Source organism: Streptomyces sp. NPDC045899 (assembly GCF_056431485.1).
On record NZ_JBWKKP010000009.1, the window covers coordinates 127,410 to 150,061 of the forward strand.

The 22,652-nt window shown below is 72.3% G+C and carries 21 protein-coding genes; 10 read left to right on the top strand and 11 right to left on the bottom strand.

Annotation, left to right across the window (positions count from 1 at the left end):
• Positions 1-27 precede the first annotated feature (27 nt).
• Genes AC07FT_RS15855 through AC07FT_RS15865 form a run of 3 tightly spaced genes read right to left on the bottom strand, consistent with a single transcriptional unit; the run spans position 28 to position 2,982 of the window.
• A complete protein-coding gene (locus tag AC07FT_RS15855) occupies positions 28-897 on the bottom strand; it encodes an ATP-binding cassette domain-containing protein (protein ID WP_479176707.1) in 870 nt (289 codons plus the stop codon).
• Complete coding sequence (locus AC07FT_RS15860) at positions 894-1,964, bottom strand: ABC transporter permease (RefSeq protein ID WP_479176708.1); 1,071 nt, start codon at positions 1,962-1,964, stop codon at positions 894-896. Before AC07FT_RS15860 ends, AC07FT_RS15855 begins: the two co-directional genes overlap by 4 nt.
• Positions 1,965-1,971: 7 nt before the next feature.
• Positions 1,972-2,982 (bottom strand): sugar ABC transporter substrate-binding protein, encoded by a 1,011-nt coding sequence (locus AC07FT_RS15865; RefSeq protein ID WP_471204055.1) that lies wholly within the window; start codon positions 2,980-2,982, stop codon positions 1,972-1,974.
• Positions 2,983-3,264: 282 nt separating this feature from the next.
• Between AC07FT_RS15865 and iolC the strand changes: the two genes are divergently transcribed.
• From iolC to AC07FT_RS15900, 7 genes are all read left to right on the top strand, one after another.
• Entirely contained in the window at positions 3,265-4,212 is a 948-nt protein-coding gene (gene iolC, locus AC07FT_RS15870; protein ID WP_479176709.1) for a 5-dehydro-2-deoxygluconokinase, read from the top strand.
• Between the two features lie 190 nt (positions 4,213-4,402).
• Positions 4,403-5,281 carry a Cgl0159 family (beta/alpha)8-fold protein gene (locus AC07FT_RS15875; protein WP_479176710.1) on the top strand — a complete coding sequence of 293 codons (879 nt, stop codon included), beginning with the start codon at positions 4,403-4,405 and terminating at the stop codon, positions 5,279-5,281.
• Positions 5,282-5,333: 52 nt separating this feature from the next.
• On the top strand, positions 5,334-6,239 hold the full coding sequence (gene iolB, locus AC07FT_RS15880; protein ID WP_479176711.1) for a 5-deoxy-glucuronate isomerase: 906 nt from the start codon (positions 5,334-5,336) through the stop codon (positions 6,237-6,239).
• Positions 6,236-8,122: a 3D-(3,5/4)-trihydroxycyclohexane-1,2-dione acylhydrolase (decyclizing) gene (gene iolD, locus AC07FT_RS15885; RefSeq protein ID WP_479176712.1), complete on the top strand. Its 1,887-nt coding sequence runs from the start codon at positions 6,236-6,238 to the stop codon at positions 8,120-8,122. The genes iolB and iolD overlap by 4 nt, the downstream gene beginning before the upstream one ends.
• Positions 8,123-8,148: 26 nt before the next feature.
• Positions 8,149-9,651: a CoA-acylating methylmalonate-semialdehyde dehydrogenase gene (locus AC07FT_RS15890; RefSeq protein WP_479176713.1), complete on the top strand. Its 1,503-nt coding sequence runs from the start codon at positions 8,149-8,151 to the stop codon at positions 9,649-9,651.
• Positions 9,652-9,828: 177 nt separating this feature from the next.
• Positions 9,829-10,284, top strand: coding sequence for a hypothetical protein (locus AC07FT_RS15895; RefSeq protein ID WP_471204043.1), 456 nt, complete (start codon positions 9,829-9,831; stop codon positions 10,282-10,284).
• A 59-nt stretch (positions 10,285-10,343) separates the two neighbouring features.
• Entirely contained in the window at positions 10,344-12,425 is a 2,082-nt protein-coding gene (locus AC07FT_RS15900; RefSeq protein WP_479176714.1) for an FUSC family protein, read from the top strand.
• Here the strand turns inward: AC07FT_RS15900 and AC07FT_RS15905 are convergent.
• Positions 12,422-13,027 (bottom strand): TetR/AcrR family transcriptional regulator, encoded by a 606-nt coding sequence (locus tag AC07FT_RS15905; RefSeq protein WP_479176715.1) that lies wholly within the window; start codon positions 13,025-13,027, stop codon positions 12,422-12,424. The two genes, AC07FT_RS15900 and AC07FT_RS15905, sit on opposite strands and share 4 nt — an antisense overlap.
• Positions 13,028-13,127: 100 nt before the next feature.
• On the opposite strand from AC07FT_RS15905, the gene AC07FT_RS15910 reads away from it, so the two are divergent.
• Positions 13,128-13,631, top strand: coding sequence for a PH domain-containing protein (locus AC07FT_RS15910; RefSeq protein WP_471204037.1), 504 nt, complete (start codon positions 13,128-13,130; stop codon positions 13,629-13,631).
• Positions 13,628-15,202, top strand: coding sequence for a PH domain-containing protein (locus AC07FT_RS15915; protein ID WP_479176716.1), 1,575 nt, complete (start codon positions 13,628-13,630; stop codon positions 15,200-15,202). The genes AC07FT_RS15910 and AC07FT_RS15915 overlap by 4 nt, the downstream gene beginning before the upstream one ends.
• On the opposite strand, the gene AC07FT_RS15920 is transcribed toward AC07FT_RS15915, so the two are convergent.
• The 3 genes from AC07FT_RS15920 to AC07FT_RS15930 are packed head-to-tail and all read right to left on the bottom strand — an operon-like array spanning position 15,177 to position 18,638.
• A complete protein-coding gene (locus AC07FT_RS15920) occupies positions 15,177-15,932 on the bottom strand; it encodes a succinate dehydrogenase/fumarate reductase iron-sulfur subunit (RefSeq protein WP_479176717.1) in 756 nt (251 codons plus the stop codon). The two genes, AC07FT_RS15915 and AC07FT_RS15920, sit on opposite strands and share 26 nt — an antisense overlap.
• Complete coding sequence (locus AC07FT_RS15925) at positions 15,929-17,884, bottom strand: fumarate reductase/succinate dehydrogenase flavoprotein subunit (RefSeq protein WP_479176718.1); 1,956 nt, start codon at positions 17,882-17,884, stop codon at positions 15,929-15,931. The genes AC07FT_RS15920 and AC07FT_RS15925 overlap by 4 nt, the downstream gene beginning before the upstream one ends.
• 1 nt (position 17,885) lies before the next feature.
• A complete protein-coding gene (locus tag AC07FT_RS15930; RefSeq protein ID WP_431771068.1) occupies positions 17,886-18,638 on the bottom strand; it encodes a succinate dehydrogenase in 753 nt (250 codons plus the stop codon).
• 83 nt (positions 18,639-18,721) lie between these two features.
• Between AC07FT_RS15930 and AC07FT_RS15935 the strand changes: the two genes are divergently transcribed.
• Positions 18,722-19,681, top strand: a complete 960-nt coding sequence (locus AC07FT_RS15935) for a LysR family transcriptional regulator (RefSeq protein ID WP_471204024.1) — start codon at positions 18,722-18,724, stop codon at positions 19,679-19,681.
• 386 nt (positions 19,682-20,067) lie between these two features.
• On the opposite strand, the gene crcB (AC07FT_RS15940) is transcribed toward AC07FT_RS15935, so the two are convergent.
• From crcB (AC07FT_RS15940) to AC07FT_RS15955, 4 genes are all read right to left on the bottom strand, one after another.
• The gene (gene crcB, locus AC07FT_RS15940; protein ID WP_479176719.1) at positions 20,068-20,442 is read right to left on the bottom strand and encodes a fluoride efflux transporter CrcB; all 375 of its coding nucleotides are present in this window, start codon (positions 20,440-20,442) and stop codon (positions 20,068-20,070) included.
• Entirely contained in the window at positions 20,439-20,756 is a 318-nt protein-coding gene (locus tag AC07FT_RS15945) for a DUF190 domain-containing protein (protein ID WP_471204266.1), read from the bottom strand. The genes crcB (AC07FT_RS15940) and AC07FT_RS15945 overlap by 4 nt, the downstream gene beginning before the upstream one ends.
• 68 nt (positions 20,757-20,824) lie before the next feature.
• A complete protein-coding gene (gene crcB / locus AC07FT_RS15950; protein WP_471204019.1) occupies positions 20,825-21,325 on the bottom strand; it encodes a fluoride efflux transporter CrcB in 501 nt (166 codons plus the stop codon).
• 81 nt (positions 21,326-21,406) lie between these two features.
• Positions 21,407-22,444, bottom strand: a complete 1,038-nt coding sequence (locus AC07FT_RS15955) for a polyprenyl synthetase family protein (RefSeq protein ID WP_479176720.1) — start codon at positions 22,442-22,444, stop codon at positions 21,407-21,409.
• Between the last annotated feature and the right edge of the window lie 208 nt (positions 22,445-22,652).

The window sequence follows — 22,652 nt, forward strand, 5'->3', positions numbered from 1 at the left end:
TGTCAGGACGGGGAGGGGGTGTGTGCCTCATGCGCCGGGCGTCTGCATCGCCTCCGGCAGCTCCTCCACGTCCACTCCGCGGACCTGTGCGAGTTCGTGTTTGAGGGCGGCCAGTTCGGCGCCACCGGCCATATGGTTGGTCAGCTCCTCGAGGGTGACGTCCTCGCGGGCGGCGTTGAGCTCCAGGGCCCCCAGCCGGAGCACCGAGAAGTGGTCACCGACCATATAGGCGTGGTGCGGGTTGTGGGTGATGAAGATGACGCCGAGGCCGCGCTCGCGCGCCGCCGCGATGTACTTCAGCACCACCCCCGACTGCTTGACGCCGAGCGCCGCGGTGGGCTCGTCCAGGATCAGCACCCGGGCGCCGAAGTGGACGGCCCGTGCGATGGCCACGGACTGCCGCTGACCGCCGGAGAGGGTGCCGATGGGCTGTTCCAGGTTGTCGAGGTGGATGCCCATGGCGGACAGCTCCTCGCCGGTGGTCCGCTTCATCCGCTCGATGTCGAGCCGGCGGAACGGCCAGGGGCCCTTGGTCAGCTCCGAGCCGAGGAAGAAGTTCCGCCACACCGGCATCAGCGGCACGGTGGCCAGGTCCTGGTAGACGGTGGCGATGCCGAGGTCCAGGGCCTCGCGGGGGTTGCTCAGCCGCACCGGCTGACCGTCGACGAGGTAGTCGCCCTCGTCGTGCTGGTGCAGTCCGGACACGATCTTGATCAGGGTGGACTTCCCGGCGCCGTTGTCGCCGAGGACGCAGGTGACCTTGCCCGGTCGGACGTCGAGGTCGATGCCCTCCAGGGCGCGGACCGTGCCGTAGAGCTTGCCGACGCCCTTCAGCCGGACGACCGGCTCATCGGTCCCGCCGGTCGTGGCGGTGTCCTTCGATACCACGGTGATCACCTCCTGGCGGCCTGACGGCGCACCCACAGATTGACGAGCGTCGCGAGCAGCAGCATCACGCCCACGAAGAACTTGAACCAGTCGGGGTTCCAGTTGGCGTAGACGATGCCCTGGTTGACCATGCCGAAGATGAAGGCGCCCAGGACCGCGCCGATCGCCGAGCCGTAGCCGCCGGTGAGCAGACAGCCGCCGATCACCGCCGCGATGATGTAGTAGAACTCGTTGCCGACGCCCTCGCCCGCCTGCACGGTGTTGTACTCGAAGAGCAGGTGCATACCGACGAACCAGGCGGCGAAGCCGACGGTCATGAAGAGGGCGATCTTGGTGAGGTTCACCGGGACGCCGACCGCCCGTGCGCTCTCCTTCGAACCGCCTGCCGCGAAGATCCAGTTTCCGAACTTGGTGCGCAGCAGCACCCAGGTGGCGATGGCCGCGAAGGCCAGCCACCACAGCACGGTCACCTTCACATCGACGCCGAACACGGTGACCTCGGAGGCGAAGACCGATTTGGCCTGCTCGAAGCCGTCCATGTCATTGATGGTGTCGGTGGCGACATTGCCGGTCAGCAGTTTGGTGACGGCCAGGTTGGCGCCCTGGAGCATCAGGAAGCTGGCGAGGGTGACCAGGAAGCTGGGCAGTCCGGTGCGGATCAGCAGCAGCCCGTTGATCAGGCCCACCCCGAGCGAGACCAGCAGCGCGACGATCACGCCCACCCAGACATTGGTGGTCAGCTGGAAGCTGAGCATGGAGGAGGCCAGTGCCGAGGAGGTGACGGCGACCCCGGCCGACAGGTCGAACTCGCCGCCGATCATCAGCAGGGAGACGGCGAGCGCCATGATGCCCATGGTGGACGCCTGGTAGAGGACGGTGGCGAAGGAGTCGGCCTGCCGGAAGGTGGGGGCGACCGCGAAGAAGAAGACATAGACGCCGACGGCCGCGACCAGTGCCCCGATCTCCGGCCGGGCCAGCAGCCGCCGGGCCAGTGAGCGTTCGGGGGCCCGGCTCTTCCGTTCCGGGGCGGGGGAGACCGGCGGCGTGGCCGCCGCCGGTGTGACGGTATGGGTCATCGCCGGATCACCGCGTCCCCTTCTGTGCGAACTTCGCGATGGTGTCCACGTTGTCCTTGCTGACGAAGGCCGGACCGGTCAGCACCGGTTCCTCGCCACCGCCGCTGAAGTTGCCGTTGTTCCGGTAGAGCCACATGGAGTCGATCGCCAGATAGCCCTGGAGATAGGGCTGCTGGTCGACGGCGAATTCCACGTCCCCGCTCTTCACGGCGGCGACCAGGTCCTTGTTGAGGTCGAACGTGGCGACCTCGGCCTCACCGCCCGCCTCGTCGGCGGACTGCACCGCGGTCAGCGCGAACGGGGCGCCGAGGGTGACCACATGGTCGATGCTGGAGTCCTGCTTGAGCTTGGCGGCGATGGTGGACTTCACCGACGGCATATCGGTGCCGTTGACATAGAGGATGTCCGTCTTGCCCTTGAAGGTCTTCTTCACACCCTCGCACCGGGCCTCCAGGGCGACATGGCCCTGTTCGTGGATCACACAGATGTTGTGCTTGGCCTTCACCTCGTTCAGCCGCTTGCCGAGCGCCTCGCCGGCGATGGACTCGTCCTGCCCGAAGTACTCCAGCAGGCCCATGTCCTTCCACTGGTCCAGCCCCGCGTTGAAGGCGACGACCGGGATCCCGGCCTTCCTGGCCTTGGCTATCGCGCCCTTCATCGCGTCCGGCTTGGCCAGCGTGATCGCGATTCCGTCGACCTTCTGGTCGATGGCGTTCTGGACCAGACTGGACTGGTCCGCGCCGCTGGGGTTGCTGGAGTAGACGAGGTCGATGTTGTCCTTGGCCGCCGCGGCCTTGGCGCCCTTGCGGACGGTGTCCCAGAAGGTGTCGCCCGGTGCCGCATGAGTGATCATCGCGATCTTCAGCCGGGGGGTGTTCGCCTTCCCCGCGGCGATGTCGTCCTCGGCTTCCTGTGCCTTCTTGCCGCCTTGACTGCTGCACCCCGTCACGAGGAGGACGGTTGCGGTGGCGAGCGCGGCGAGGCCCGCTCCGCGGCGTCGGTTGATTCTGAGGTCCATCTGTTCCAGCACCTCTCAAGCCAGGTCCGTTGTTCACACGGCCGTTGCAGAACGGGAGCCAACTCCTCCGGGCCATCGACTGTCAAGGGTTTGTCATGACAACATTTCATCTGGACGTAACGACGCGATAACGCCTCCGGGCCTCACTTCGTCCTCACGTCCGAATGTAAGGACAAAGTCTTGACAGCGGGCCCGGAGCACGTCTAGACCTGAAGGGGCCGGGCGTTGTCCGGCGTTTTCGCACTCCCACCCTGAGCTGCGTCTTTTCCCGAAGGGGCACGCATGAGTGAGCCGTACGACCTGATCACGATGGGCCGGATCGGAGTGGATCTCTATCCGCTCCAGACCGGTGTCCCTCTGCCGCAGGTCGAGTCGTTCGGAAAGTTCCTCGGCGGTTCGGCGACCAACGTCGCCGTCTCCGCCGCCCGCTTCGGACGCCGCGCCGCGGTCATCAGCCGCACCGGCGCGGACCCCTTCGGCGACTACCTCCACCAGGAGCTGCGGGCGTTCGGGGTGGACGACCGGTTCGTCACCCCGGTCGAGGAGTACCCGACGCCGGTCACCTTCTGCGAGATCTTCCCGCCGGACGACTTCCCGCTGTACTTCTACCGCCGCCCCAAGGCACCCGATCTGGAGATCCACCCCGGTGAACTGGACCTCGACGCGATCCGCGCGGCCCGGATCTTCTGGATGACCGGCACCGGCCTGAGCGAGGAGCCCAGCCGCACCAGCACCCTGGAGGCGCTGGCCGCCCGCGGCGGCAGCGGCACCACCGTCTTCGACCTCGACTGGCGGCCGATGTTCTGGCGCGACCCGGACACCGCCCGCCCCTTCTACGCCGAGGCCCTGCGCCACGCCACGGTCGCCGTCGGCAACGTGGACGAGTGCGAGATCGCCACGGGCGTCCGCGAACCCACCGCCTGTGCCGAGGCGCTGCTCGCGGCGGGCGTGGAACTGGCCGTCGTCAAACAGGGACCCAAGGGCGTCCTTGCCGTGCACCGCGACGGCACCACCGCCGAGGTCCCCCCGGTCCCGGTGGAGGTGGTCAACGGGCTCGGCGCGGGCGACGCGTTCGGCGGTGCCCTGTGCCACGGGCTGCTCTCCGGCTGGGACCTGGAACGGATCATGCGGTACGCCAACGCGGCGGGCGCCATCGTCGCGTCCCGGCTCGCCTGCTCCTCGGCCATGCCGACGGCGGGCGAGGTCGAGGCCCTGCTCACCGAAGGCTGACGGCGCCGCCGATGGGGTGCGGGTCCGCCCCAGCCGGCGGGCGAGCGAGCCGAAGGGGCGCGACCCTGTCGAAAGGGAGAGCGCGCGGAGGCCCCGAGGGACGAGGGGCCGGGCACGGTCGACCGTCGACAGGGGCTTCAGCGCCCCGGAGGCCAGCCGAGCCCCTAAAAGAAGGAAAGGGTAAGACCTCTTGAGCATCAGCATCTCCGACCTCGTCACGGTGCGCTCCCGCCACCCCGAGGCCATCGCCGAGGCGGCCGCCCGACGGGCCCGCCGCCCCCTCATCGGTGACAGCGGCCGGCTGATGATCGTGGCGGCCGACCATCCGGCGCGCGGCGCCCTCGCCGTCGGGGACCGCAAACTGGCCATGGCCAACCGGTTCGAGCTGCTGGAGCGGCTGTGCACGGCGCTGTCCCGCCCCGGTGTGGACGGGGTGCTCGCGACCGCCGACATCCTGGATGACCTGCTGCTGCTCGGCGCCCTCGAGGGCAAGGTCGTGATGGGCTCGATGAACCGCGGCGGGCTGGCCGGTGCCACCTTCGAACTGGACGACCGGTTCACCGGACACCGGCCCGAGGACCTCGCCCGGCTCCGGTTCGACGCGGGCAAACTGCTGCTGCGCATCGACTACGCGGACGCCGGCTCGCTGACCACCATGACCAGCACCGCCCGCGCCATCGACGCGATGGCCGCACACCGGCTGCCGGTCTTCGTCGAACCGTTCATCTCCCGCCGAATAGACGGCCGGGTCCGCAACGACCTGAGCGCCGAGGCCGTCACCCGGTCCATCGCCATCGCCTCCGGACTCGCCGGGACCTCCGCCTACACCTGGCTGAAGGTGCCGGTGACGGACGATCCCGAGGAGATGGCCACGGTCATGGAGACCAGCACCCTTCCGGCGGTACTGCTCGGCGGTGAGGTGGGAAGGGACCAGGAGGGGGCGTACGAGAGATGGCGCAAGGCCCTGCGGCTGCCCACCGTCCAGGGCCTGGTCGTCGGCCGCTCACTGCTCTATCCGGCGGAGGGCAGCGTCGAGACCGCTGTGGACACCGCCGTCGGACTGCTCTGACACGCCCCGCACCACGGGCCCCGTCCCTGGAGGAAAGGCAGAAACTGAACTCATGACCAGCAGCGATCCTTCGACCGGTTTCCATGTGCGGGCCGGTGAGGCGGCCGACGGTCCCCATGCCGTGGACATCGGCCCCGAGCGGGCCGGCTGGGGGTACTCCGCGCTGCGGGTGCTCGAGCTGCCGCCCGGCGATTCACACTCCCTGGCCACCGGCGACAGCGAGTGGATCCTGCTGCCGCTCAGCGGCGGCTGCACGGTGGTCACCGAGGGGGAGGTCTTCGAACTCCACGGCCGGGAGAGCGTGTTCAGCGGGGTCAGCGACTTCGTCTATCTGCCGCGCGACGCGCATGCCCGGATCGCCACCGGCGCGGGCGGCCGGTTCGCGCTCGCCGGCGCCCGCTGCGAGCGCAGACTGCCCGCGCGCTACGGCCCCGCCTCGGACGTGCCGGTCGAGCTGCGCGGCACCGGCAACTGCTCGCGCCAGGTGAACAACTTCGGCGCCGCCGGGGTCTTCGCCTGCGACAAGCTGATCGCCGTCGAGGTGCTGACCCCGGGCGGCAACTGGTCCTCCTACCCGCCGCACAAGCACGACGAGTGCCGCCCCGGTGAGGAGAGCGAGCTCGAGGAGATCTACTACTTCGAGATCGCCGAGTCCCACGGCAGCGAGGGCGTCGGCTACCAGCGGGTCTCACCGTCCGGCCGCGGCCGTGGCACCGATGTGCTGGCCGAGGTCCGCACCGGTGACACCGTGCTGATCCCGGACGGCTGGCACGGCCCGTCCATCGCCGCCCCCGGCCACACCATGTACTACCTCAACGTCATGGCGGGTCCGGAGGAGGAGCGCTCCTGGCTCATCTGCGACCACCCCGACCACGCCTGGATCCGCTCCACCTGGCCGGACCAGCCCGTCGACCCCCGACTTCCGCTCTACGAAGCCCCCGATGGAGGCCCTCGATGAACGCCTCGGCAGTGCGCCGCCTCACCGTCGCCCAGGCCCTGGTGGAGTTCCTGGCCCACCAGTACACCGAGCGGGACGGGCAGCGGCACCGCCTGATCAACGCCACCTGGGGCATCTTCGGCCACGGCAACGTGGCCGGGATCGGGCAGGCCCTCCTGGAATCCGGTCCGGACGCCATGCCCTACCTCCAGGGCCGCAATGAACAGGCCATGGTGCACGCGGCCGTGGGCTTCGCCCGGCAGTCCAACCGGCTCTCCGTCCAGGCGGTCACCACCTCCATCGGCCCCGGTGCCACCAACCTGGTCACCGGTGCGGCACTGGCCACCGTCAACCGGCTGCCGGTGCTGCTGCTGCCCGGCGACACCTTCGCCACCCGCCCCGCGGACCCGGTGCTCCAGCAGCTCGAAGTCCCCTCCGCGGGCGATGTGTCGGTCAACGACTGTCTGCGCCCGGTCTCCCGCTACTTCGACCGGGTGACGCGCCCCGAGGCGCTGATCCCGGCCGCGCTGGCCGCCCTGCGGGTGCTCACCGACCCGGCCGAGACCGGCGCCGTCACCCTGGCCCTGCCGCAGGACGTCCAGGCCGAAGCCTTCGACTGGCCCGAGGAGTTCTTCGCCGACCGGGTCTGGCACGTACGCCGCCCGGCCGCCGACCCGACCGAACTCGCCGCCGCCGCCCAGGCGATCCGCTCCGCCCGCAGACCGCTGATCATCGCGGGCGGCGGGGTCCACCACAGCGAGGCCGAGGACGCGCTGCGCGCCCTGGCCGACGCCACCGGCATCCCGGTCGCCTCCACCCAGGCGGGCAAGGGCTCGCTGCGCCATGACCACCCGGCCGACATCGGCGGCATCGGGCACACCGGCACCGCCGTCGCGGACGATCTGGCCCGCGACGCCGACCTGGTCATCGGTGTCGGCACCCGGTACAGCGACTTCACCACCGCCTCCGGGACCCTCTTCGCCGACCCCGCGGTCCGCTTCGTCAACCTCAACATCACGCCCTTCGACGCCCACAAGCTGTCCGCCACCACCCTGGTGGCGGACGCCCGCGCCGGTCTGGAGGCGCTCGTCCGCGAGCTGTCCGGCCACCGGGTCGACGAGACGTACGAGGCCGGATACCGCGCCGGCAAGGCCGCCTGGGAGCGCCGGGTGGACGCCGCGTTCGCCGCCGACGACGAGACCGCGAGGCCCTCGCAGAGCCAGGTGCTGGGCGCGCTGGACGCGGTCGTCGGCGACGAGGACGTGGTGGTCAACGCGGCCGGATCGCTCCCCGGCGACCTCCACAAACTGTGGCGCGCCCGCTCGCCCCGCCAGTACCACCTGGAGTACGGCTACTCCTGCATGGGCTACGAGATCCCCGGGGCGATCGGGGTACGGCTGGCCGCCCCGGACCGCCCGGTGTGGGCGCTGGTGGGCGACGGGACGTACCTGATGATGCCGACCGAGATCGTCACCGCCGTCCAGGAGGGCATCAACATCAACGTCGTGCTGCTCCAGAACCACGGCTACGCCTCCATCGGCGCCCTCTCGGAGGGCATCGGCGCCGAGCGGTTCGGCACCGCCTACCGCTTCCGGGCGGCCGACGGCAGCTACACCGGCGATCCGCTGCCGGTGGACCTGGCCGCCAACGCCGCCTCGCTCGGCATGGACGTGCTGCGCGCCGGGAGCGTGCGGGAGCTGCGGGAGGCGCTCGCCGCGGCCCGCGCCTCGGACCGTCCCACATGTGTCTATGTGGAGACCGAAACAGCTGACACAGTGTCCGGCCCGCCGGGGGCCCAGGCGTGGTGGGATGTGCCCGTCGCCGAGACCGCGACCCGCCCGGCCGCCGTGAAGGCCCGTGAGGACTACGACCGGCAGGCCGCCGCCCGCCGCCGCCACCTCTGACGTTTTTCGACAGAAAGGCCCACCCCATGAAGACCGTCAACCACTGGATCGGCGGCAAGTCCGCCGAGGGCGCGACCGGTCGCTTCGGTCCGGTCTACAACCCCGCCACCGGCGCCCAGGACACCCAGGTCGCCCTGGCCTCCGTGGACGAGGTCGACGCGGCGGTAGCCGCCGCCAAGGAGGCGTTCCGGTCCTGGGGCGCCACCTCCCTGGCCAAGCGCACCGCGATCCTGTTCAAGCTCCGTGAGCTGATCGTCGCCCACCGGGACGAGCTGGCCGAGCTGATCACCGCGGAGCACGGCAAGGTGCACTCCGACGCGCTGGGCGAGGTGGCCCGCGGTCTGGAGATCGTCGAGCTGGCCTGTTCGATCGCCGAGAAGCTCAAGGGCGAGCTGTCCACCCAGGTCTCCTCCGGGGTCGACGTCTCCTCGATCCGTCAGCCGCTCGGTGTGGTGGCGGGCATCACCCCGTTCAACTTCCCGGCCATGGTGCCGATGTGGATGTTCCCGGTGGCCATCGCCTGCGGTAACACCTTCGTCCTCAAGCCCAGCGAGAAGGACCCCTCGGCCGCCCTCCGGCTGGCCGAGCTGGCCGCCGAGGCCGGGCTGCCGGACGGGGTGCTCAACGTCGTCCACGGTGACAAGGTGGCCGTGGACCGGCTGCTGGAGCACCCGGACGTCGCCGCGGTCAGCTTCGTGGGCTCCACCCCGATCGCCCAGTACATCCAGTCCAAGGCCGTCGAGCACGGCAAGCGGGTCCAGGCGCTCGGCGGCGCCAAGAACCACATGCTGGTGCTGCCCGACGCCGACCTGGACTTCGCCGCGGACAACGCCATCAACGCCGCCTACGGCTCGGCCGGTGAGCGCTGCATGGCGGTCTCGGTGGTCGTGGCGGTCGGGGACACCGGCGACGAGCTGGTGAAGAAGATCGCCGACCGTGCCGCCAAGCTCCGGATCGGCCCCGGCAACGACCCGGCCTCGGAGATGGGCCCGCTCATCACCAAGGAGCACCGCGACAAGGTCGCCTCCTATGTGCGCGGGGCCGCGGCACAGGGCGCCGAGGTGGTCGTGGACGGTACGGACTACTCCGTCGAGGGACACCCCGAATGCGCTGACGGCTTCTTCATCGGTGTCTCGCTGCTGGACAAGGTGCCCACCACCGCCGACGCCTACCGTGACGAGATCTTCGGCCCGGTGCTGTGCGTGGTCCGCGCCGAGACCTACGACGAGGCCATCGAGCTGATCAACAGCTCCCGGTGGGGCAACGGCACCGCGATCTTCACCCGGGACGGCGGCGCCGCCCGCCGCTTCCAGCTCGAGGTGGAGGCGGGCATGGTCGGCGTCAATGTGCCGATCCCGGTCCCGGTGGGCTACCACTCCTTCGGCGGCTGGAAGGACTCGCTCTTCGGCGACCACCACATCTACGGCAACGACGGGGTGCACTTCTACACCCGCGGCAAGGTCGTCACCACCCGCTGGCCCGACCCCAGCGACGGCGGGATCAACCTGGGCTTCCCCAGCAACCACTGAGCGCGTCCCGCGTCCGTGACGTACCCCCCGCAGGCCCCGGCCGGCGGGGGGTACGCGTTTCACCGGCAGCCTGACGGACAGGGGGCCGAACGGCGCACAACCATCCGGTGGGTTGGCGGGTCTTCTTGAGTGTTCGCCCGAATAATGGGTGCAACGACCTGCTCAGGGGGATTCCTTATGCTTCGTCTGTTCCGTTCCACGGCGGTGACCGCCGGCTGCACGGCCGCCCTCGGACTCGGACTCGCGCTCGCCGCGAGCGCCCCGGTCTCCGCGCACACGCCCCGGACCGACCCCGACCGCCGCTACACCGCCGAGGAGATCCACCACTTCCTGGAGGGCTTCTACGGCAACCACGGCCCGCGCCCCTGGGAGCGGAAGCACCTGGTCGCGGACCAGCTGAAGGAGAAGGCCGACCAGAACCCGGGCTTCGACGTACTGCTGTGCGCGCAGAACACCCCGAAGCGGATCGATGTCGGCGAGGTGACCACGGCGCAGTCCGCGCGGGTCGGCTGGGCCACCGTCACCACCCACTGGCGGGGCGGCCCCGACGCGTCCTTCACCGCCTATGTGGACCTCGACGGCAGCCGTCCGATGAAGCTGCTCGACGTGGACTGCGGTACGCCCCAGGGCTGATCGCGCACCGGCGCGCCCATGGCTTCGGTTCCGTGGGACCGGGGCCGTAGGCTCACCGTATGACCTGGTCGCGCGCGCTGAAGGAGACCGCGCGGGACGGGCTGTCCATCGAACGCACCCGGCTGGAGCCGCTGGTCGCGCTGCGCGGTGCGTGCGGGGTGGCGATCGTCGTCGGGCTGACCCTGTGGCTGGGGTCGCCCACGCTCGCGGTCTCCTCCGCCTTCGGCGCGTTCTCCGCCGGGCTCGCCACCTTCCAGCGCAGCTGGCGGCCGCGCCCGGCGCTGGCGCTGGCCGCCGCGGCCGGTCTCGCGGTCAGCACCTTCCTGGGTTATCTGGCCGCCGCCCACACCGCCACCTTCGTCGTCATGCTCGCCGTCTGGACGCTGCTGACGGGGATGGCGTGGGCGGTCGGCCCGGTCTCCGGGCTGGTCGCCACCCAGATGGTCGCCGTGATGCTGGTGACCGTCACCCTCCCCACCTCCCTGCTGGGGGCCGTGGAGCACGCCGCGCTGATCGGTCTGGGCGGGGTCGTCCAGGCCGCGCTGATCGTGCTGTTCCCGGTGCGGCCGTGGGGCGTTCAGCGGGATGCCCTGGCCGACGCGCTCGCCGCCGTCGCCGACTACGCCCGGCGGCTGCGCCAGGACCCGGTGGCGCCGTTCGACCCCACCCCGCTGATGGACGCGCGCAGCGCCGCCGCCCTGACGCCCCGCCAGGCCCGGCGGCGCCCGCGCCAGCTGCGCGGCTACCGGCTGCTGGCCGAACGGATCCGGCCGGTGCTGGCCTCGCTCGCCGACCCGGTGGTCGGCGCCGCGGCCGAGGGTCCCGAACGCGACCGGGCGCGCGAACTGCTGGGCGCCACCGCCACCGTGCTGGACGCCGTGGCCCACGCCATCCGCCGGGGCGTGACCGTGCGGCTGCCCCCGGAGGCGATGGCGGTGCTGGAGGTGCCGCCGACCGGCCCCAGACTGGACGGCGCCGCCCGCCGGGCCGCGCTGCGGCTGATGGCGCTGGTGAACGACGTGGTGGAGTCGTCGGACGAACCGGTGGAGACGGTGACCGCCGAGGGCGGCCGGGACCGCCGCTATCTGCCGTCCCCCACCCCCGCCGGGCGGGTGCGGGTGGTCTGGCGCGCGCTGCGCCGGGAGTCCCGCTGGTCCTCACCCGTCTTCCGGCACGCGGTACGGGTCTCGGTGGTCGCCGCGGGCGGCTATCTGCTGGGCAGCGCGCTGCCCTGGGGCCATGGCTACTGGGCGCCGCTGACCTCGGTGATGGTGCTGCGCCCCGACTTCGGCCAGACCTTCTCGCGCGGGGTGGCCCGGTTCACCGGAACGCTGGCGGGGGTGCTGGTGGCCGGGGTGGTGGTGGCGCTCGCCGACCCCGCCCCCTGGGTGAGCGCGCTGCTGGCGGTGGCGTGCGTGGGCTCGCTGTACCTGCTGATGCGCACCGGTTTCATCGTGGCCTCCGCGTGCATCGGCGCCTATGTGGTCTTCCTGCTCGGCATCGCGGGCGCGGCCCCGGGGGAGACGGTGCAGGCGCGGGTGGCGCTGACACTGCTGGGCGGGGCGCTGGCGATGGCCGCGTACGTGGTCTTCCCGGCCTGGGAGACTCCGCTGCTGCGGGACCGGCTGGCGGACTGGCTGGCCGCCAACGGCCATTACGCCACCGCCGTGTTCGACGCCCACGCCCGCCCTGCCGAACGCCGCCCCCGCCAGGTGCGCGAGGCGCTGCTGGACGCGCGGGCGGCGCGGGCCGCCTGGGAGCAGCTGGAGGCGCGTGCCCAGCGGGAGCCGGTGCGCCACCGCGGGCTGTCCCGGCGCGCGGCGCGGGAGGCGCAGACGGCGCTGTCCACCACCGGCCGGGTCACCATGCTGCTGGAGGCACACCTTCCGGACCGCGCCGCGCCCCCGTCCGCCGAGGCCGGTGAGTTCGCCGCGGCGCTGCGCACGGCGCTGCCGGAGGCAGCCGCCGCGGTCCGGGAGCGGCGCCCGCTGGACTGGGAGCCGCTGGGTGAGGTGCTGGAGCGCTGGCAGCGGCGGGCCGGGGACCGGCCCGGGGTGGCGGTGCGCGGCGCCGAACTGCTGCTGGAGGCGCTGGAGGATCTGGCGGAAGCGCTGAAGGTGGCTCAGCGGGGCCGTCGTTAGGCGGCGCCGCCGAACAGCCGCTCCAGATGCAGGTCGATCAGCGCCATGGCTTCCTCGGGGGTGTGCAGCTCCATCAGGGTGTGTCCGCTCACGCCTTCGACCAGGGCCATCAGCAAGGACGCCTCGTGGATGGGGTCCCGGTCGGCGGACACCTCGCCGCGTTCGACGCCGCGTGCCACCTGTCCGGCGAGGAAGTCGCGCAGTGCGCGGGAGCCCTCCCTGGCATGGGTGCGCGGCCGTTCGTCGTAGAGCGCCCGGACGAAGTAGGCGATCTGCACCCGTTGGCCGATCCGGCTGTTCTCGTCCAGCGGCAGCATCTCGGCGAGCGTCTCGCGCAGGACGGTGCGCGGGGTCGGTTCACCCGGCAGGGCCTCGATCCGGGCGCGGATGCGCCCCTCGGCGAGCTGTCCGATGTGCTCGAGCGCGAACCCCAGCATCTCGTCCTTGCTGGTGAAGTAGTGCTGCAACTGACCGAGCGAGATCCCCGCCTCGGCCGCGACATCGCGCAGGCTCGCGCCCTCCAGGCCGCGTTCGGCCGCGATCCGCCACAGCGCCCCGGCGATCAGCCTGCGCCGCTCTTCATGATCCACTCGCTTGGGCACCCCGTGGTCCTTCCCGTGTGAACCCTTTTTGCAAGTCACTTGTATTGCTACAGTGGTCCCGTTCAATACAGCTGACTTGGAAAGTTTACGGGGGACTCCGATGCCCGAACTCAGGCCGCCGCGCCACCGGGTCGATCCACGGGCCCGCCGCTGGTGGACCGTGCAGGCCCTGCTCGTCCTCAGCGGTCCTGCCCTGCTCACCGCCCTGGCCCTGGCCGTCTGCTCGCTGCTGTTCTTCCCCGGTGCGCTGCCCTGGCTCGGCCCGCTGCTGCTGGTCGTCCTGGTGCTGCCCGCGCTCGGCTATCTGTGGTTCATGCCCCGGTGGCGTTACGCGGTGCACGCCTGGGAGCTGGGGGAGCGCGCGGTGTACGCGGCGAGCGGCTGGTTCTGGCGCACCCGGCGGATCGCCCCGCTCTCCCGGGTGCAGACCGTGGACACCGTACGCGGCCCGGTCCAGCGGGCGTTCGGACTGGCCACCGTCACCATCACCACCGCCTCCACCGCGGGCGACATCCGGATCGCGGGACTGTCCGACGCCGACGCCGAGGAGCTCTCGCGCCGGATCGGCGAGGCCGCCCAGCTGGTGGCCGGTGATGCCGCGTGACCGCCGCACCGCCGGACACCGCCCGGGCCACCGAGTGGCGCTCCCTCGATCCGCGCACCGTCGCCGTCCACCTCAGCTGGCTGGCCGCCCCGCTCGGTTCCCTCGGACTCACCGCCCTGGCCACCCACGGACGGCTGGACACCCGCGCCTGGATCACCCTCGGCTGTATCGCCGCGGGCTTCGCCGTCATCACCACCGGCGGTCTGCTGCGCTGGTGGCGCACCCGCTACCGGATCACCGCCGATGCCTTCGAACTGCGCACCGGACTGTTCACCCGGCGGCTGCGCGCCATCCCGCTGCACCGCGTCCGCAACGTCGATCTGACCGCTCACCCGGTCCAGCGGCTCCTCGGCCTCACGGTGCTGCGCGCCGGAACCACGGCCGACGGTGCCACCGGCGGCAGCGCGCTGACCCTGGAGGCGCTCACCCGCCCGGACGCCGAGCGGCTGCGCGCCGAACTGCTGGCCCGCGCCGGGAGCGCGGACACCACCGGGGAGCCGGTGCTCTCCACCGTCGACCGGCGCTGGCTGCGCTACGCCCCGCTCACTTTCTGGATCTTCGGCGGGGTCTTCGCCGTGCTCGGCACCGTCTGGCGGGTGCTCGGCGACATCGGTGTCGAGCCCTGGCGGATCGGGGTGGTCCGTGACGCCTTCCGGGAGTTCGGCCACAGCGCGCTGTGGCTCACCGTGCCGCTCGCCCTCCTCGGCATCGCCGCCGTCGGCAGCCTCGGCGCGGTCGTGCTCTACGCCGAGAACTGGTGGAAGTACCGTCTGGAGCGGACGGACGCCGACACCCTCCGGGTCCGCCGCGGACTGCTCACCACCCGCTCGGTCTCCTTCGAACGCTCCCGGCTGCGCGGTGCGGTGCTCCGCGAACCCCTGCTGCTGCGCCTGGGCGGCGGCGCCACCGTACGTGCCGTCGCGGGCGGTCTCGGCAGCCGCGAGGAGAACTGCAAGCGCAGCCAGGTGCTGCCGCCCGCACCCCGCGCCGAAGCGCTGCGGGTGGCCGCCGCGGTGGCCGCCCCCGGCCCCGGGGACGGTGCCCCGGCGCTCTTCGACCGTCCGGCGCTGCGCCCCCACCCGGCCGCCGTCCGCCGCCGCCGGACCGTGCGGGGGATGGTCTGGGCCGTGCTGCCCGGCACCGCGGCCCTCACCGTGCTCGGCGCGCTGCTCACCCCGGTGCTGCTGTACTGCGCCCTCGGGTACGCCCTGCTGGCCGTGCCCGTGGTGCTGGTGCTGGCCCGGGACGCCCACCGCTCCCTCGGCCACGGGGTGACCGGCCTTCATCTGCTGATCCGCTCGGGCACCTTCAGCCGGGACACCGTCGCCCTGGCCCGCGACGCCGTGCTCGCCTGGAGCTTCACCGACAGCCCGCTGACCCGGCGGGCCGGACTCACCACCGTGACGGCGGCCGTCGCGGCGGGCCAGGACGGCTACCGCGCCCCGGACATGGCCGCCGGGGACGCCGTCCCCTTCGCGGCCGAGGCCGCACCGGGGATCCTCGACGAGTTCCTGGTGGGAGACCCGGACGGGACCGCGGACCCGCTCAGTCCGCCCGGCCGCCGCCCTTGAGGCTCGCCCGCAGGAACTCCCGGTTCATCCGCGAGATCGACTGCAGCGGTATCCCCTTGGGACAGGCCACGGCGCACTCCCCGGTGTTGGTGCACCCGCCGAACCCCTCGTCGTCCATCGTCCCCACCATGTCCAGCACCCGGGACTCCCGCTCCGGCGCGCCCTGCGGCAGCGCGTTGAGATGGACCACCTTCGCCGAGGTGAAGAGCATCGCCGAACCGTTGGGGCAGGCCGCCACACAGGCGCCGCACCCGATGCACTCGGCGTGCTCGAAGGCGAGGTCCGCCACCGGTTTGGGCACCGGGGTGGCGTGGGCGTCCGGGGCGCTGCCGGTCGGCACGGAGACGAACCCGCCCGAGCCGATGATCCGGTCGAACGCCGACCGGTCCACCACCAGGTCCTTCACCACGGGGAACGCGGCGGCGCGCCAGGGCTCGACATCGATGGTGTCGCCGTCCGCGAAGTGCCGCATATGGAGCTGGCAGGTGGTGGTGCGCTCGGGGCCGTGCGCCTGGCCGTTGATCACCATGCCGCAGGCACCGCAGATGCCCTCGCGGCAGTCGTGGTCGAAGGCGATCGGCTCGTCCCCGCCGAGGATCAGTTCCTCGTTGAGGGTGTCGAGCATCTCCAGGAAGGACATCTCCGGTGAGATGCCCTTGACCTCGTAGGTGGTCAGGGCGCCCGGCTCCTCGGGGCCGCGCTGGCGCCAGATCCGCAGGGTGAGCCTCATGCGTAGCTCCGTCGGGTGGGGTGGACGTAAGCGAAGACCAGCTCTTCGCGGTGGAGTACGGGGGCGCCGCCGGTCGTGGTGAACTCCCAGGCCGCCGCGTAGGAGAAGGTCTCATCGCGCCGCGCGGCCTCGCCGTCGGCCGTCTGGCTCTCCTCCCGGAAGTGGCCGCCGCAGGACTCCTCGCGGTGCAGCGCGTCCAGGCACATCAGCTCGGCGAGCTCCAGGTAGTCGACGACGCGGTTGGCCTTCTCCAGCGACTGGTTCAGCTCCGCACCGCTGCCGGGCACCTTGATCCGTCGCCAGAACTCCTCGCGCAGCGCGGGGATGCGCTCCAGCGCCTTGCGCAGTCCGCTCTCGGTGCGGGCCATCCCGCACTCGTCCCAGAGCAGTTCGCCCAGCTCCCGGTGGAAGGAGTCGGGGGTGCGGTCGCCGTCGTTCGCCAGCAGCCGCCGCAGCCGGTCGGACACCTCGGCCACCGCCCCGGTCACCGCCGGATGGGCTGGATCGACCTCGGCGGTCCCGCCGTGGGGACGGCGGGCCAGATAGTCGTTGATGGTGGCCGGGAGTACGAAGTAGCCGTCCGCCAGGCCCTGCATCAGGGCCGAGGCACCGAGCCGGTTGGCCCCGTGGTCGGAGAAGTTGGCCTCGCCGATCGCGAACAGCCCCGGCACGCTGGTCTGGAGGTCGTAGTCGACCCACAGTCCGCCCATCGTGTAGTGGATCGCGGGGTAGATCCGCATCGGCACCCGGTACGGATCCTCCGCGGTGATCCGCTCGTACATCTCGAAGAGGTTGCCGTACCTCTCCTCCACCGCCGCGCGCCCCATCCGCGCGATGGCGTCGGCGAAGTCCAGATAGACGCCCTGACCGCCCGGGCCGACCCCGCGGCCCTCGTCGCACACGTTCTTCGCGGCGCGGGAGGCGATGTCACGCGGCACCAGATTGCCGAACGCCGGGTAGATCCGCTCCAGGTAGTAGTCGCGCTCCTGCTCCGGGATCCGCGCCGGCGGCCGGGTGTCGCCCTTCGCCTTCGGCACCCAGATCCGGCCGTCGTTGCGCAGCGACTCGCTCATCAGCGTCAGCTTGGACTGGTGGTCGCCGGAGCGCGGGATGCAGGTGGGGTGGATCTGGGTGAAGCACGGGTTGGCGAAGTACGCGCCGCGCCGGTGCGCCCGCCAGATCGCGGTGGCGTTGGAGTTCTTGGCGTTCGTCGACAGGTAGAAGACGTTGCCGTAGCCGCCGGAGGCGAGCACCACCGCGTCCGCGAGATGGGTGGAGATCCGCCCGGTGATCAGGTCCCGGGCCACGATGCCGCGCGCCCGACCGTCGACCACGATCAGGTCCAGCATCTCGGTGCGCGCGTGCATCTCCACCCGGCCCGCGGCGATCTGCCGGGAGAGCGCCTGGTACGCGCCCAGCAGCAGCTGCTGTCCGGTCTGGCCGCGGGCGTAGAAGGTGCGGGAGACCTGCACCCCGCCGAACGAGCGGGTGTCCAGCAGCCCGCCGTACTCCCGCGCGAACGGCACGCCCTGTGCCACGCACTGGTCGATGATCTCCACCGACACCTCGGCCAGCCGGTGCACATTGGACTCACGGGCGCGGAAGTCACCGCCCTTGACGGTGTCGTAGAACAGCCGCCGGACCGAGTCGCCGTCGTTGCGGTAGTTCTTGGCGGCGTTGATCCCGCCCTGCGCGGCGATGGAATGCGCCCGGCGCGGGGAGTCCTGGTAGCAGAACTGCACCACCTGGTAGCCCTGTTCGGCCAGGGTCGCCCCGGCCGCGCCGCCCGCGAGCCCGGTGCCGACGACGATCACCCGGTAGCCGCGCCGGTTGGCCGGGTTGACCAGCTTCGCCTCGAAGCGGCGGCGGTTCCAGCGCTCCTCGATCGGACCGTCCGGCGCCGTGGTGTCGGCGACCGGCTCACCGGTCCGGTAGTCGGTGTACGCACTCATCTCAGCTCACCACTCCACTCATCACGCCCACCGGAACGGCGATGAAGCCGCAGGTCAACAGGGCGGCCAGGACGTTCGCCGCCGTCTTCAGGGCCTTGTCGCGGCGGGGCCTCCCGGCGCCGAGGGTCTGTGCGGCGCTCCAGAATCCGTGCCGGATGTGCAGACCCAGGGCGAGCATCGCCGTGATGTAGACCGCGTTGCCGTACCAGGTGGAGAAGGTCGCGACGACGTTCTCGTAGGGGTGGCCGGGCTCGGCGCGCTCGTTCACGGTGAGCGTGGTCAGGTCCAGGACGTGCCAGACGATGAACAGCCCGAGGATCACCCCGCCCCAGCGCATGGTGCGGGTGGCGTAGCTCGCCCGCCGCCGCTGGTGGGCGTAGCCGCGCGGCCGCGCCGCCAGGTCCCGTCGGCTGAGCTGCGCGGCGGCCACCCCGTGCAGCACCACGGTGGTCAGCAGCGCGAGCCGGGCCAGCCACAGAAAGCCCTCATGGGGGAGGAACGGTTCGCCGAGGGTGCGCAGCCAGTGGGCGTAGCCGTTGAGGTCGTCCGGACCGAGGAACACCTTCAGGTTGGCGAGCATATGGGCCACCAGATAGGCCAGCATGATCAGCCCGGTGACGGCCATCACCGCCTTCTTGCCGACGGTCGAGCGCCAGACGGAGCCGATGAAGGACGGCTTCCGTGCGGGCTTCCGCGACGGTTTCCCGGGCGGTTTCCGGGTGGGGTCCGCGTCCGTGCGTATCGCCACTGCCATGCCGTCGACGCTAGGCAGCGGGTGTGTGATTCGTCCAAGACATGCTACGGCTGGTTTCCATAGGCACGGGCTATCATGGCTGGGTGCAACTCCAGCAGCTGCGCTATTTCGCCACCGTCGCGGACACCCGCCACTTCACCCGCGCCGCCGAGCTCCTCCATGTCGCCCAGCCCTCACTGTCCCAGCAGATCAGAACGCTGGAACGGGAGCTGGGGGCCGAGCTCTTCCACCGCGCCCGGGGCAATATCGCGCTCACCGACGCGGGGGAGGCGCTGCTTCCGCTGGCCCGCCAGATCCTCGCCGACACCGAGACCGCGCACCGCGAGGTCCAGGAGGTCGCGCAGCTCCGGCGCGGCCGGGTACGGCTCGGCGCCCCGCCCAGCCTGTGCGCCAGCCTCGTCCCCGATGTGCTGCGCCGCTTCCACGACGCGTTCCCGGGGATCGAGCTGTTCGTGCACGAGGGCGGCTCCCAGGACCTGGTGCGCAGCCTGGCCGCCGGTGAACTGGACCTCGCCCTGATCATCACTCCGCTGGCGGGCCAGGCCCCCGCGCTGGCCGCCACCGAGCTGCTGCGCGAGGAGCTGGTGGTGGCCTCCTCACCCGCCTCCCCGCCACCGACCCGGCGCCGCCGGATCCGGGTGGAGGACCTCCGGGACCAGCCCCTGGTGATGTTCCGGCGCGGCTACGACCTGCGGGAGTTCACCACGTCGGCGTGCCGGGCGGCCGGGTTCGAGCCGGCCTTCTCGGTCGAGGGCGGTGAGATGGACGCGGTGCTCGGCTTCGTCCGCGCCGGACTCGGCATCGCGGTGCTGCCCGGGATGGTGGCCGAGCGGTCCGGACTGCGGATCACCCCGTTCGCGGGCCACCGGATGCGGCGGACGATCGCGGTGGCCCACCGCAAGGACGTCGCCCCGCCCCGCGCCGCCCGCGAACTCCGCCGCGTCCTGCTGGAACACCTCCGCACGGCGAAGGACCGCCCGAACGACGGCCTGCCCCCCAACACGACCCTCCTGACCCCGGACCCACCGGGAAGCCCGGACTAGCGCCCCGGACGGCCGGTTGCCGCGGTGCGCCGGGGGCTCCCGGGAGCCGCGGCACCGCCGGCTACGGCGGGGGTGACCGGCAGGCCGCGACCGCGGTCCGCCCGGGGCAGGCGCGGCAACCCGGGCGCCGGGGTATGCCGGGGCGGCGCGGTAGCCGGGTGCGGTGGGAACTGGGTGTCGGTGCGGCGGACGATCCGGGTGATGCGGCGGGTCGGCCGGGAGGCCGAGTGGCGCGGTGCGCCGGGGGCTCCTGGGAGCCGCGCAGCGGGGGCGCGCCCGGTATGCCGCGACCGCGGGGTGCCCGAGGGAAGACGGGGCATCCCGGACGCCGCGTCTGCCGGGCGGGGCGGCCCGGAGCGGGGCGGCACTCACCGCCGGGACACGGCCTAGCCCCAGATCGCCTCGGCCAGTGCGCCGCCCGCGAACGCGGCGCCCACGCCCGTCACCACACTGCCCACCGCGTTGGCCGCGGCGAAGAGCCACGCGCCCTCCTCGGCCAGCCGCAGCGTCTCGTAGGAGAAGGTCGAGTACGTCGTCAGCGCCCCGCACAGCCCGGTGCCCAGCAGCAGTTGGAGCTGGGAGGAGACCGCGCCGGCCGTGGCCGCGCCGGTCAGCAGGCCCAGTACCGCGCACCCCATGACGTTCACCGTGAACGTGCCCCACGGGAACATCGCATCATGCCGGGACTGCACCGCGCGGTCGGTCAGATAGCGCAGGGGGGCACCGGCCATGCCGCCGGCCACCACCAGCAGCCAGTTCATCCGGCGCGCCCCGCGCGGCCGACGATCTCGACCGGGTCCACGACCATCAGGGCGTCGCCCACGATCTCCTCCAAGCCGGGCAGGAAGGACCGCACCCGCTCCTCCGTATCGATGATCACCACAGCCATGGGGAGATCGTCGCCCAGCGACAGCAGCCGTGAGGTGTGCACCATCGACGAGGAGCCGTAGCCCTCCACCCCGCGGAAGACACTCGCGCCCGCCAGCCCCGCCCGGTGGGCGCGGTGCACGATCTCGGCGAACAGCGGCCGGTGGTGCCAGGTGTCGCGTTCGCCGACGAAGACGGTCAGCCGCAGTCCGCCGGTCCCGTGCGCGGCACCGGTCCCGTGCGCGGCGCCCTCCTCCGGCGGCCCGGACGGCGTGCTCACCGCGCGCTCCGTCCGTGGCCGCCCAGGGCCAGGGCCCGCCGGGTCGCCACCACCCCGGCGCAGACGGCGGCCATCGCGGCCAGCAGCGTTCCGGTCAGATAGAGCAGCCCGGCCGTGGCGCGGCCCTCGTCGAGCAGGCGCTTGAAGTCCACGGCGTACGTCGAGAAGGTGGTGAACCCGCCCAGGACCCCGGTGCCGAAGAACGGCCGGACCAGCCGGTGGGCGCCCCACAGCTGGTCCACCAGCACCAGCAGGACGCCGATGAGGGCGCATCCCACCACGTTCACCAGCAGGGTCGTCCAGGGGAACGCCGCACCCGGGGAAGGCCACAGCAGTGACGCGCCGTAGCGCGCGGTCGCGCCGATCCCGCCGCCGGCCGCCACCGCGGCGACGACCGGGCCCTGACCGCGCCACACACCGTGCCCGGCGGGCGTCGGCGGCGCGGTGTCGGGGTCGATGGGCTCGTCCGCCACCCCCTGAGACCATGAGCTGCCCATACGGCTCAGCGTACGTGCTCGGGCACCCGCCGGCCGGTCCGGATCCGCGCCACCGGTCCGGATCCGCGGCACCGGGACGGATCAGTGGTCCCGGTCCGCCACCACGTCGCACAGCGTGTACAGCACCCGGGTCGCGGGCCCCTCCGGCAGTCCGCCCAGCGCCGCCCGCGCCCGCGCCAGCCGCCCGCGCATCATGGCCCCGGCCTCCGCCAGCGCACCCCCGCCGCGCACCAGGGCCACGGCCCTCGGCACCGCCGCGGCGCCCGCCCGCCCCTGTCCCGCGGCCGTGAGCAGCTCCCGCAACTCGTCCGCCGCGGGACCCTCGTCGGCCAGGGCGAGCAGGACCGGGAGGCTGGCCACACCGACGGCCAGGTCCTTGCCCTGCTCCTTGCCGGAGACCTCGGAGGCGGCGGTGACGTCGAGGATGTCGTCGGCGATCTGGAATGCGGTGCCGAGGTGTTCGCCGTACTCCGCGAGCGCCTCCGCGGCGTCCGTGGGCGTACCCGTCCGGATCGCGCCGCTCTGGAGCGCCATCGCGATCAGGGAGGCGGACTTCCCGGCCACCACCGCGAAGTAGTGGGAGAGCGGGTCCTCCCCGGGCGCGGCGCCCGTCAGCTCCCGTATCTGACCGGACACCAGCCGGTTGGTGACCCTGGCCTGAAGCCGGAGGATCTCCGGGCCGAGCTCCGCCGCGAGCCGCGCGGCCTTCGCCAGCAGCCAGTTGCCCGCCAGTACGGCGACCGAATCGCCCCACAGCGCGTTGACGCTGGGCGCCCCGCGCCGGGTGCGGGCCTGGTCCATGACGTCGTCGTGGTGGAGCGAGGCCACGTGCACCAGCTCCGCGAGCGCGGCCGCGTCCACGGCGGCCTCCGGGTCCCGCTCCCCGAACTCCGCGCCGACCAGGGCCAGCAAGGGCCGCAGCCGCTTTCCGCCGGTGCCGATGAGATGTCCGACGATCCGGGCGACATACGGGTCCCCGGCCTCGGTGGCGAACCCCCGCAGCCGCTCCTCCGACGCCTCCAGACCACGCTGGAGGCGGGCGGTGAGCGCGGGTTCTCGGGCGGCCAGCTCCCCGGCCAGGGAGCCACCGCGCACGGGGTGGGCGAACGACGCGACCATGCCGCGGACGCTAGGCGAGGAACGCGCCCGCATCGCGGGGTGCGTCAGGAAGGTGCCACCGGGACCGGCGGCGCGGACCGCGGGGCCGTTGGCGGCCGGGCGGGCCCGCCGCCGCCTCGCGAGCCCGCTGGCACCTTCCTGGCAGTTTCCCCGGCCCGGCGCGGCCCGCGGCGGACCGGTGCCGAAGATGGGACGGAAGCGGGGAACG